The sequence below is a fragment of the Blastococcus sp. CCUG 61487 genome, assembly GCF_005222955.1.
GTDB lineage: Bacteria > Actinomycetota > Actinomycetes > Mycobacteriales > Geodermatophilaceae > Blastococcus.
This window is the reverse complement of the sequence record NZ_LWUA01000020.1, coordinates 1-11,948: the sequence shown is the minus strand read 5'-3', so window position 1 is coordinate 11,948 and position 11,948 is coordinate 1. Positions and strand designations below refer to the sequence as shown.

At 65.0% G+C, this 11,948-nt stretch carries 9 protein-coding genes; 3 read left to right on the top strand and 6 right to left on the bottom strand.

Annotated features, from left to right (window positions below; translation table 11 throughout):
• Window positions 1–1,673: hypothetical protein (locus tag A6V29_RS20560; protein ID WP_170977654.1), on the top strand; the 1,673-nt coding region annotated here is incomplete at its 5' end.
• Between the two features lie 71 nt (window positions 1,674–1,744).
• Here the strand turns inward: A6V29_RS20560 and A6V29_RS02225 are convergent.
• A complete protein-coding gene (locus A6V29_RS02225; protein WP_137158777.1) occupies window positions 1,745–2,377 on the bottom strand; it encodes a hypothetical protein in 633 nt (210 codons plus the stop codon).
• Window positions 2,378–2,516: 139 nt separating this feature from the next.
• Here A6V29_RS02225 and A6V29_RS02220 point away from each other — a divergent pair, with 139 nt between their 5' ends.
• Window positions 2,517–2,750: a hypothetical protein gene (locus tag A6V29_RS02220; protein ID WP_137158776.1), complete on the top strand. Its 234-nt coding sequence runs from the start codon at window positions 2,517–2,519 to the stop codon at window positions 2,748–2,750.
• A 113-nt stretch (window positions 2,751–2,863) separates the two neighbouring features.
• Here A6V29_RS02220 and A6V29_RS02215 read toward each other — a convergent pair whose 3' ends face one another.
• From A6V29_RS02215 to A6V29_RS20555, 5 genes are all read right to left on the bottom strand, one after another.
• Window positions 2,864–3,106: a hypothetical protein gene (locus tag A6V29_RS02215; protein WP_137158775.1), complete on the bottom strand. Its 243-nt coding sequence runs from the start codon at window positions 3,104–3,106 to the stop codon at window positions 2,864–2,866.
• A 375-nt stretch (window positions 3,107–3,481) separates the two neighbouring features.
• Window positions 3,482–3,679, bottom strand: coding sequence for a hypothetical protein (locus A6V29_RS02210; RefSeq protein WP_137158774.1), 198 nt, complete (start codon window positions 3,677–3,679; stop codon window positions 3,482–3,484).
• Window positions 3,680–3,883: 204 nt separating this feature from the next.
• Complete coding sequence (locus tag A6V29_RS02205) at window positions 3,884–6,502, bottom strand: AAA family ATPase (protein WP_137158773.1); 2,619 nt, start codon at window positions 6,500–6,502, stop codon at window positions 3,884–3,886.
• Window positions 6,503–7,412: 910 nt separating this feature from the next.
• Window positions 7,413–8,105, bottom strand: a complete 693-nt coding sequence (locus A6V29_RS02200; protein ID WP_137158772.1) for a hypothetical protein — start codon at window positions 8,103–8,105, stop codon at window positions 7,413–7,415.
• The gene (locus A6V29_RS20555) at window positions 8,096–8,818 is read right to left on the bottom strand and encodes a Sua5/YciO/YrdC/YwlC family protein (RefSeq protein ID WP_212718944.1); all 723 of its coding nucleotides are present in this window, start codon (window positions 8,816–8,818) and stop codon (window positions 8,096–8,098) included. Before A6V29_RS20555 ends, A6V29_RS02200 begins: the two co-directional genes overlap by 10 nt.
• A 1,560-nt stretch (window positions 8,819–10,378) precedes the next feature.
• Between A6V29_RS20555 and A6V29_RS02190 the strand changes: the two genes are divergently transcribed.
• Window positions 10,379–11,665 (top strand): endonuclease domain-containing protein, encoded by a 1,287-nt coding sequence (locus A6V29_RS02190; protein ID WP_137158770.1) that lies wholly within the window; start codon window positions 10,379–10,381, stop codon window positions 11,663–11,665.
• Window positions 11,666–11,948 lie beyond the last annotated feature (283 nt).

The window sequence follows — 11,948 nt, the reverse complement described above, 5'->3', positions numbered from 1 at the left end:
ATCAGACCCGGGGCGGGACAGTCTTTGACGTCTACCAGATCAAGAAGTTCGCAACGAACCTGACGGCGAGTCAGAAGTCGCAGATCGAAGAGTCGTTCCGTCGTCTGATGCTCGGCTTGGTCCGCCGCGGCGTCGCCGCGGGGGACTGGTACCTCGTCATGCCGCTCGATCCGACGCTGGACAACCGCGACTGGTTCGACGCCATGCCGGACGCCGTCATCGCCGCCATGGTCGCCGACCAGCAGCTCCTGCTGACGGACGACGAGCAGCGTCGGATCAGGGAGTGGCGCAAGGCGCCCGGCCGGATCATCGACTGGAAGGGCCTCGTCTTCTGCGAGGCGCTGAACAGCGCCTACTGGTTCGTGACGGACTACTACCTGCACGGCGGCCAGGAGCGGCTCCGCAGTGCGGTTACGGACGTTGCCCAACTGCTGCGGCGCGACCTGACGCTGCCCGCCGCAGACGACGTCGACACGACCGCCGTCCTGGCGCCGGCCGACATCCGTGAGCATCTGGGCCGCCTGCAGCGGGCCTTGGACGGCGACCCGCACTTTCGCTATGGCCTCAGCCTCGACCCCACGCCGCCGCAGCTGCTCAACGAACCCGACCTGCTGGCCGCCACGCAGGACATCCAGGCCGACGGCTCATGCATCACCTTCCGCATCTACGAGCGCTTTGCCGAGGCGGTCAACCTGCGACCGATCCCCATCAAGGTGGACTTCGAGTTCTCCGAGGGGACGCCGGAGCACGAGGCCTTCGAAGCCTGGCGCAAGTACGGCAAGCCGGTGACCGTGCCTGCTTCGATCAGCGCGGACTTGCCCGGTGGCCTTGGCGGGCCTCTTACGAACGGCACCATCTCCATCCTGCCGCCCGATGATGACAGCCAGTTCATTTTGCGCATGCGGGTGCAGATGCCGGACGGATCGGTCGGGCCGGGGCTGGCCTTCACCATGGTCTCGACGACGGGCGCCGACCGGACCGGGGTCTGGAGCCGCGGCACCGGTGCCGGGGGAGTCGTGACGACCGAAGGACTTCTGGACGTCACCGGAAAGACCAGCACGATCAGCTTCTCGGTGGCACCTCTCAGCGGTCGCAACGCCGCTGAGGTGTTGCCCGCCCTGCGCTTCGTGGCGGCCCTGCGGCACCCGAACATGCTGCAGATGGCGCCCCAGTACGGACCGTACTTCGACTTCGACCGCCTCGGTGCCGAGTGGGATTTGGTGTCGCCGTTCGAGCTGCGACTCGTCGAGGCGCTGGCGCTCCTTCAGGATCGGACGCCGACCCCCATCGCGATTCCGGACCTGGCGACATTGAGCGCCGAAGACTTCCAGGCGATCGAGAGCGCCGCATCGCTGATCGCGGGCCGCACGATTGTCGGCACCTGGTCGGCGCTGAGCCTTCCCTTGAATGCCGACTTCGAGGTCGACCCTGACGCCACCTACGAGTTGGCCGTGACTATGCCGCTGATTCTGACCCTCGGCGGACGACGACTCGAGTTCGGTGCCGTCGAAGACCTGCTCCTGTCGGTGAAGCTCAGCCGCAACGAGGACGCCTCGGTGCTGGCGTCACCCGCTGAGCGGGACACGGCGTACCGCCGGTTCGTGCCTGGCGTCGCCACGCCGACACCCCCCTTCCAAATTGGCGTCCGGCCGGCGCCGGCGCCGGCCGCCTGAGGCTGGTCGCTGCCTGTGCCCTTCGACTCGACGTCGAGCTGAGCTTGGGCGCGGCTCGAACGGGTCTGAACTCAGGCTGCGAGAAGACGCACCAGGGCAGTCTCCATCTCCTTCGACAGCTCAAGGAGTTGCGCGCACGCGACGTAGAAGTCCCGCTCGGACCGCCAGCGTGGTGAGCTGGTCCACACGGCGTGCCCCTCCTGCTCGTTTACTGGGGTCCACGTGTTCCAGACGGCGGTTGAGCCGTAGTGCGTGATCTCCGAGAGTTCGGCATACACGAGGCCAAACTGGCCCGCGTAGTGCTTGTCCATGTGCTGGATAAAGGTCTGGATGCTCCGTCGACGACGCCCTCCGGGCGGCGTGTTCTTGGGATGGTGGACGAGCGCCTCGACGTAATCCGGGTGGTCCGCGACGTAGACAATTACTGCGAGCGTCTCGGCGAAGGCGCGCATGAGGGCGAAAGTCGCTTGCGGGTTTGAGGCCTCGATCTCGCGGACGATCGATTCGTGGAGCGAGCGTGCGCGTGTGATGGCGCTCAGGCTAAACATCCCGAGCAGGGACAGCCCCGTGCCGGCGGTGAGGGCCTCGGTCACCGGTTCCATGACGACGTCGTCGAAACCGTGCCTTCGGCGGATCTTCTGAAGCGCGTCCTCGCGAGATTGAAATCGGCTGAGGTCGAGATGGACCTGGTCACGGTCGGTCACGGTGTGAAAGTAGCCGCCCGTGCTCGTGGCTCCTTAAAATCCGCAGCAAGCTAGGGGCGACGCGTCCGGATCGCTGAGCTTCTTCTTGGTCGGCCGACAGTCAGGCGCCGAGGACGCGGGACGTGACATCCTGACCAACGTGAAGGCGTTGTCCTACCCCGAGTACCTCGAGAAGCTGACCCAGGCCGCCGACGAGCTTGAGGTCGCGGAAGGGGCGCTCTGGGAGGAAGCCCGTCGAGATGGCCAAGCAAACCCCGCCATCCCGCTCATCGTCCGGCCGGGTACGGCCATCGAAGCAGCCGTGGATCGCGTTCTGCTCGCTCGTGCCGCCGTTCAGGACGTGCTTGGTCGAGCGCCGGGTCTGCCGGGCTGAGCGGCCCAACCATGTCTCGCGCCAGCTGGGTCCGGTCGTCCGCAGACTGGCAGCGATGATCGGTCCGCAGAGGTAGGCGCACAGCCTTAAGCTCGCGGCATCGGCGGCAGCCCCTACTGGCCGGGTAGAAAGCTACCGACGTAGGCAGTCATTACGCCCGCGCCGACCTCTCCAACCAAGTCGCCGATTGCGCTGGCGGCCTTACGCAAGCGGCTCTTTTCTTCCGGATCGTCAGTCTGGTTGGCCGCTTGCCGTAGAAGGCTTGCGAGCCGCTCGGTGGCATCGTCAGCGTCAGGGTGGAGGCCGGTGAGGAGATACGCCTCGCCCGCGACATCATCAACGGAGACAGACGTCATGGTGGCTGTCGTCGTGACGAGTCCTCGACGTTCCAACGCGGCGATGCCTCGGCGTACCTCATCGGCGGGCAGGCCGGCGCCCTCAGCGATCTCCGCCTATCCGACCCAGTGCTCCCCGTCGTCGATTCGGCGGGTGACCTCGACCAAGATCGGGAAGTCGCGGCTAGTCCACTTGTCGGGGAGTGGCTTGCTCGTCACCCGCCCAGTTTCCTGACGGACGCACGCGCCCCGCTTAGCGACACGGCAATTTCGCCCTACGCCTTGGCAGTGGCGGGTTCTGCCGCCGGCTAGGTGGCCCTTAGCGGCCTGCTGGGGACACGACACCGACGCTCTACCAACGTCTGGTGCGCTGCGTTGGACTGCCGCAGGAGCGCGCTACTTGCCGAAGCGCTTGAGCGCCTTCTCGAAGTCAGCCATCGCCTTCGAAGCTTTGCCGGCACCGCCGTCCTGGTCCTTCAGCTTCACGCTGTGGCCTCGGGAGCAGCGCACCGTTCGCTGCTTCGCCACGTCGTCCAGACCGAAGCGCAGCTTCGCCCCACACTCCGGGCACTCGGTCTCCAACTTCTCCGTCACGCCTCGTGCCTCCATTGCCACATGACCGCGAGTCGACCCTCTTTGGAGCGATGATGGACGAGACATCCGACAGTTCGAGGGAGACGCCCTGAACAGTCCATTCAGGGACAGGTCACCGCGTGAGTGCTGTCCGGGGCTACAGGCCAAGGCGCTCGGCAGCCCGTCGGTTCACGCTGCGCTCCGCCCCATCACGAAGAAGATCCGCTAGACCTCCGTGGAAACCAGCAGCTTGCGTGTCCGCCGCTTGAACGGAATCGGGCCACCTTCCAAGTGGTGCAATGCCAACCGGTTGAGGTCATGACGCTCCAATGAGCCACAGGCCTCTACTTCACCCTTACCGGCCGTGGCCTTCATGGTCACGATCTGCTCGGCATCTCCACTGACCACGATGCCCGGACTACGGGTTGCGAAGATGTACTGCCGGGAACCACGAAGGGACCGCAACCGGTCCACTAGATACTCCTCGATCCACGGCGCGTGTAGCGCGTCTTCGGGCTGATCCACCAGCACAGGCGTGGTTCCGTCCGCCAGCAAGATGACGAGGATGGCGGTGCACTTCTGCCCATGCGCCAAGCTTTCGATAGGGACGTAGCTGCCGCCGTCGGGCTTCTTGAATTTGACTGTCAGGACGTCAGGGCGGTCGACGAGCTGCAGGTCAAGCAGCTGGACGCGCAGGTCGCGTTCCTCGATGTTGGCATACAGACGCGCCAGACTTGCGGCGTCGATTCCCGCGTCCGTATTGACCAACTCATTGAAGGTGCCGTCAAGCATATGCCGGGCGAAACGGATCGGATGAATTGTCCGGGCGATGGAATCTAGGACGTCCTCGCGCACGCGCGATCCCACCTTCAGTATGTTGAGCTCGTCCCTGAAAGCGGCCCAGTCGCCCGAGTTGGGGACGTCCAGCTTGACGAAGCCGGCCGTCTTGTCGTTCAAGGTGAGCACGCGCTGCCGCCGGAGATCCCGGCGCTGGCGGCGCAGATCCTGCAGGCGCGCAATATGCGCTTCCCGCGCACCCGTCACTGCCTCCAGCGCTGGGCGAGCTCCGTTGTTCAACTCATCCTTGGCGGCCCGCGCCTCCACCAGCTTTACCTGCAGTGATTCGAGCCGTCCGCGAAGTGAGATTAGGGACGAGCCTGGGTTGACCGCTTCGAGCTTGGCATCCAGCTGCTGTTTGAACGACTCAAAGCGCGTCGACCACTCACCCTTGATTGCGGCCAGCTCAGCGGTGCCCTTGTCCATGGCTGCCATGAGGTCAGCTGCCGCCTTGTCAGCCGCCTGCTGCAAAGCATTGATTTGCGCTTCAACCTTCAAAAAGAGGTCGTCGTTAGTCTCGACCGGCGTCGGCCGCTTGGCGTTTGGTACAACGATTTCCGGAGTCGCAAGGGCGGCCACCTGTTCCGACAGGTTCCGCAGCGCCGTGCGTTCCGCCTGCCAGGCCTCCTGTTGCCTTACGACGTCGGTGTCGAACAAGGCTGCTAGCTGCCGGACCTGCTCTTCCAGCTCGACCTGCTTGGCTGCGAGCACCTCCAGCTCCTCGACGCGACGACGCCCATCAAGCAGAGACTCGGCGTTTGCCTTCAGTTCGCGCCGCGTGCGTGTCAGGTCGGCTTCAATAGCAGCGAGGTCAATACCGGCGTCAATCAAAGACATCCGGCCAACCGGTTCGCGCGAATACTCCAGGACCTCGCCTTGCGAGAAGGCCGCCAGCGTGACAAGGGCCGCCGGGTCCGCGTCCACGGCCACCCAGTCGTCGGCAGTCTGTTGCAGCACGGTCGGTCCCGCGCTGCCATCAGCTGCGAAGACACGCTCAACGAGATAGCGCTGACCATCTACCGAGAACTGCACCCGCACGATGCCCGTATTTCCGAGGGCTGCCTGTAGGCGGGAGTGTACTTCTTTCCAGATGGCCGGAAAGGCCACCTTGTCGATTTGCTGGTCAAAGGCATACCGGATAGCCTCCAGAACCAGCGATTTACCGGCGCCGGTACCACCCAGCAGACAGTTCAAGTCAGCGCACAGCTCAATGGACTGCCCGCCCAGGAAGCCGCCCGTCAGCTCTACCTTCTCAATGACTGGATAACGGGCCTCTGCGGCAACCGGCTCCAAGGAAATGCGCAAATCCGGATCAGCAAGAGCGTGTCGGATGCCCACCAGGTCCGGACGACTGGCCTTCACCCAAGTGCGTCGCGCCCCAATGCCAGACAGCGCGTGAGTGCTGCCGGCCGCGTCCCAGGTGTCGGAGCCGCGCACGTAGGCCACGGCACGCTCATCCTTCAGCTTGTCGTCAACCGTGGCCCGCGTATCGAGGTGCACGACCTCTAGAGCAGACAGGTCCTCCGCAAGCAGCGTCTTCTTGAGATGAGCACCCACACCCAGCTTGAGTAGCCCCTTAGGCTTCTCAATGTGTGCCGGAATGGCGATGCCGCCAGCGTCCGCTACGTGGCGCGCGGTGTCCATGAGGCCGTAACTGGCCGCTATATCAAGCTTGCCGTGGTCCGCGGATTTGATGCCGAGGACGACCAGCAAATCGTTGATAACGGCACTGCTGGTGCCCTCTTCAAAGATGGCCAGCAGATGCCCTTCGGTGGTGCTAATTTCGACACCGGGCAGGACAATCAGATCAGCGCCGGCTGCAGCGGCGGCCACCTGGTCACACCAGGCAGAGGTGTTGTGATCGGTGATGGCAATAGCGTCGAGACCGGCAGCCAGCGCGGCAGCAACGATGTCAGCCGCCGTGCCGTAGTTTGCCGACTTGGCGTCTGACGATCCCGGCGTATGGACGTGGAAATCGACGGTCCAAAACTTGGCGTGCTGTCCCATAACGTCTAGCGGTCCCGACTCATCGATTCTGCACCGTAATCCTTGAAGTTGTATTCGTCATGGCCGGCGAATACAAGGATGCTGCCGCGGGTTGCCCACCGGCTTGACTGTAGAGTGACCGTCCGACAGGCCGGCGCAGCGGACGTGCAGTGACCGTGTCCGACCATGCGTCCACCGGCTGACATAGAGCGGTGAGCGCCGGGGCTGGCCGCACCCGCGCCGCTAAGCGAAGTCACGCCGCACGGCGATTGTGTGAGCCAGGGTGGGTCTTCGGCCGCACCTTTGGCGCCGCCGAGCCGGGCACTGATTTGAGCTGCCGACGAATCGCCTCCCGTGCCCGCGCCTTGCGCTGGGGGGCCCTCAGGCGACGGTCCAGTATGGGAAGTATCCAGAGGACCGCCCCGAAGGCGCAGGCCCCGAGGACAACAGGCCAGGGAAGATCGTCGTACAGCTTCCCGATAGCGGGGTAGACGCACAACGCGCCAAGCAAACCCCCTGATCTCAGCTGCGGAGACGGACCTCTCGGCACGCCACTAACCGTAGGTCCGGTCACCGACGAACGAACAAGGCGACGCGCCGCGCCAGCGAACGCGCCGCAGCCGGTGCCGCGGCCAGCATGTACGCCGAACCGAAGGCACTGACTCCGGCTGCCGATCGAGCTCTCCACCGGACCAGTCACTCAAATCGTCTTGCCAGTTGTTCACCGCAGTCCAGGCGCCAGGCTCGGCGGAGCAGCAAGCCGACCTCGACCGTCGCGTCGAGGAGTCCTTGCGGACGGGTCACCGTGCAGGCACAGCGGGACGGGACGAACCACTTCCATCGGTAGTCCCGCCACCATATCGCTTCGCGATGCCGTCAGAGGGGCCCAAGTGCTATGAGAAATGGCTCGGGGTGCGGGTTGGGCGGTGAACTAGGCAGGCTTAATCGCGACAAGGTCTGATGCAGAGAGAGGGACATGGGGAGTCTCGTAGTGCTGCAGAAACATGTCGAAGCTCCGCTCAAGAACGGAAGTTACCTCAGGGCTTCCCTCGGACAGCTCAACAGCAGCATGGAGAAACGTAAGTGCCAGCTTCTTCTCCTTCAAGCGTCGCGCTGTCTCGTCTGTCACCTGAAAAATCCGGTAACCTAGGACGGTAACCACAAGAGAGCAGGCGACAGCCAACGCGCTGAAGGGCAATATCGTATCGGCTACGCCCGCGGAAAGGCCGCTAACCAAGGCGAGGACCACGCCGAGTGGCACCGCAAGGGATATGAGGGCGGAACTAATACCCACGCTCAACCATAGTCGCCTTGCCATGCGACCTTCCTTGATCTGCGAGTCAAGATTCTCACCTATCTGCTCCGTGAAATCCCGCAAACCTGCCAGAACAGGTGCTGCACGCTCAGGGCTGCGTGGAATGGAAAGTTGACCTCTGCCTTGCTCTCGTTGGGCAACTTGCGTCGCAAGAAGCATGAGAGACCCTCGCGCATCCTCGCGGTCGCGCTCGGAGGCATGTTCTAGGCGGTCCCTCAGCCTATCCGCGAGGGCATGCTCTGACGGGGTGGCGACAAGGGACATCGTTACCCTGCGGTGGGCTTCGAGCGCGGCCTCCACTAAGTCCATTCCTCGACATCCCGCGGAGTCAGGCGGCCCGCGATGTCGACGATGCGCTTGTGCTCAACTGCGCCTTCCCTGTATACCATCAGCATTTTCCTTCCCTCCTCGTTGAGTGGAAACCCCGCCACCGAGCTCACGTCTTTTGCCTTGATCGTGGGGTGACGTATCCCAACGAGGGGTGTCTCAGCCTTGTCGAGGCGGGACAACCCAGCCAGGACGACAGCCAGGGCGTCGCTGAAATTCTTTACCGGGGTGCGATCGTCGTAGTAGATAGCCGCTGTCGTAATTGGTGCGTCCATTTCGGCCGAGATCTGGCGCTCTACCCAACTGTGAGGAAGCCTTACTCCCATCTCACCCTCGGAAAATAGTGCTCGAGGAAGAGAGTCTCGGACGGTAGGGGCAAGGTCTTGAGATACAGGCGCCACGACGGTTAGAGGCGTCTTATGATCGGCAGCATCGAGCAGTCGGTACTCTTTAGTTCCCAACTCGACATAACGTTCGGCCATGACTTGACTCGCAAAGCTTAGAGCGATCTTTTCGCCACGCCTCGCCAAAATCAAATCGATAAGTTCCGTGACGCCTCGTCGAAGAGGGAAACCGGCTACGGCGTAGCAGGTGTCGGAGGGGAGCACGCAGAGGCCGCCATGGTTCAGTGTTCGACGAACCTGATGAGCCTCTCCGGGAGGCAGCAAGTCGCCTCGATTCCGCAGCGTGAACACCGGGACTCTTCGCTCGCTCATGGGGCCTTCCCAGCGGTGTAGGCATCGAAGCGTTCCAGGAGCATAGGGCGGTGCTGCGTCATTCGCAGTGCACCACATCGAGACGTGCCGGCTCTTCGGCGCACCAATCGCAGGGCGAACCCCGCCGTTCGCAACCGAGATCGCGGCCCGACAGTCACTCACGCAGCTCGTCGTCAGGGGCTTTGTCGAGCGACGGCTCCGAGACGAGACGTGGCCCCGCTCCGGCCCTGCGGGCATCAGGGCCGGGGCGGGGTGGCCGACGCCTTCGTCGCGATGGCTCGGCCAACCTCCAAGGCCGGGCGCTACCTGGCCAGAAGGTCCGTTGTCCCAGGAATCGGAAAGTGTCTGGGACAAGGGCAGAGCCGTCTGTCATCCGGCTCCGTCCGCCAAGCACGCTAAGCCGGACCACCGACACTCCACGTCTGGCGTCGGCGAGACAACCGCTAGTCACGACCGGATCGTCAGTCCGCCCGGGGGCGCTGCTCTTCGCTACGGACACGCGGATAGCCATGTCCCCGCTGCCTGGAGCACGCAGCGTCAATCCTTGGACGGCCGTGGGCCCTTGCTCGTGTGCGCCGGCAGCGCGAACGGGTCAACTGAGTCCTGGTACAACGCGGCGCGCTTGGTGACCGACCGCCTCGTCGGTGCACGCCAGCCCGGGGAGGGTGGGGCGAAGGGGTCCACCCTCGGATCGTTCAGAGTGTTGACGGAACCGTCCGCGCCGGACCGCGCCTGAGCAATCTCGGCCGTGGTGGGGGCAGTGGGTGAGTAGCCGTGCGCCACCATCCCCCTGGCTTCTTCGGCTGGGGGTGCCGAAGGCGTGCCCTCGCGCTGCCGGAGGTTGTTGACGCCACGCGCCGACGACGGCGGCTCGGGGGACGTGGCGCTTTCCGTCCGCCTAGCGCGGTAGGCCTGAAGGTCCACCACCGTTGATCCACGCGGTGGCCTCTTCAAGCCATGTCCGTACCTCTGGTTCATGACTGCGGATCTTGACGAAGGGGTCCGACACTTCGGACACCGCGGGACCGGGAGCAAGTTGGTCGCGTCGGCTGCGCATCCGGTGTCGCCCGCGGACGCCCTGTCAGGTTCCTGCGCCGACTGGGTCTCGGGAGCCGATTGGCTACGTCGCACGCCTTCAGTAGGGCGCCGCGACCTCTGGTGAGTCGTTGTGTCGTTCAATGCGAGGCGTGGCAGTGCCGCCGCCGCGAACGCAATGCGGCGCATGCCGGCACCGATCCATGCGGTCACATACAGGCAGCGTCAGACATTGCCGTTGCGTCCGGTCCGTCCCGCATCCGGCTTGAGCGGATAACTTCGCGCGTTCATCTCGCTCGAGTAACCGATCCCCTGATGGGTCCTGGCCAGCGGCTACCAGGCCAAAAGGAGGCGTGAACCCGACCCTTCTCGCTCGCTGACGCCAGTCCGGCGGTCTACCCGTCCGGTGTCTGGCTGACCTGTCGGAGCAACGCGCGAACCTCTCCTCGCAACGCATTCGGCGCACCTCGCACCGAATGTTCCCAATGCGTCACGTCGCCCGACGTGGGCGATCTGAACCTCAAGGAGAATGGCGTGAGCATCAACCCGAAGCGTGGACCCGTCCTGCGCGCCGAGGCTGCGGCACGGCTGCGCAAGCGCCAGAAGGGCATCTGCGCCGTCCCCGGATGTGGCCGGCCGCTGCCGAGCGTCGACCGCTGGACCACGTCCCCGTCAGGCGACCTGGTCGGCTTGGTGTGTTACGGATGTTCGCTGGTTTCCATGAACCGGCGGATGGACGACGCGAACTGGCGTCTGCTCTGGCGCAACCCGCCCGCGGCGGCGCTGCAGATCCTGCCGCTCCGCGCGCGCTACTGGAAGAGCCCGTGGTCGCAGGGCGCTCCGGACCCGAAGGCCGACCTCGGCGCCGATCCGGCGCTCGACCCTCCACGCGCCTGGTCGTACGCGGGCACTCCCGTGGAGGTCCTGTACGAGTTGCAGGAGCGGCGGTGCGCCATCTGCCTGTTCCCCCTGGTCCTCCGTCCCGCACGCAACGGCTACTTCGCGCAGGTGCACGTCGACCACCACTACGTCTGGACGGATGAGACGTGGGTCCCGGAGATCCGCGGAATTCTCTGCGCCCGCTGCAACACGAACCTGGGCCGTACATCCCTCCACGAGCACTGGTGGGGGTCGGTCCTCCCTCGCCGTCAGGCCTACCTCGAGAGCCCACCGGCGCAGTGCTGGGAGGCCACCCGGAGCCTCGTGTATGGCCGCGGGCGCCCTCCGGCGACGTTCCGCGACTGGTCCGAGGCCGCCAAGGAAGCCGCGATCCAGGCGTTGCTCGAGGTCGCGGGGCAAGACCAAGAGAAGATCGTCGTCGCCGGCGACCGGCGTTGGTTCGACTGGTACTACGCGGGAACCGCAGTTCACGCGCTCCTCGTCGAGCAGGCGGGTCGCTGCGCCGTCAGCGGCGAGGACCTCAACCCGCCGCGCCGCTCAGGTGGCTCGCCGACAGTCAGCGCCGCCACCCTCGACCACGCGGGACCCGACCGTAGGAAGGGTCCGCTCCGGGGGTTGATCACGCCGACGTGGAACGGCCGCCTCCGCGAAGGCGGCAGCAAGTGGACGCTCCACGAGGATGCGCAGCCGTACTTGGCGGCCCCTCCCGGTCAGCGGTCACCACATACGCGCGGGCTCTGCTACTCGGAAGCCAGTTCTGCCTGGCTGTCGCCCGTCGCTCGCCCCCGCGCCGACGGCCTGACGCAGGCACAGGTGGCGGAAGCGGTGAGGGAGGCGCGGGCCCAGGCGGCTCGTTGGCGCCCGGACCTGTGGGGCGGCGCGACCGCCTGACGTCTGCCCCACGTCCTGCATGACAGGAGCGAGCCTCGCCTTCCGCGCCGGCCCACGGCGCGGAAGGAGAGGCCGGGCGAGCGCACTGCGCCGCTCGTCGTGATTACGAATCAATAGGCGCTCAATAGGCCCGAGTAGCGATCCAGCGATTGCCGTCGCGGCCGGGGTGCCACTCAAGCGTCAGGCCTTTTCGGTCGATACTCGACTAGAAAGTATTCACGAGGAAGTGGGGACCATGCCGTTGCGCGCGCTCATCTATGTGGGCTCTTCGCGGTTCCCGGTG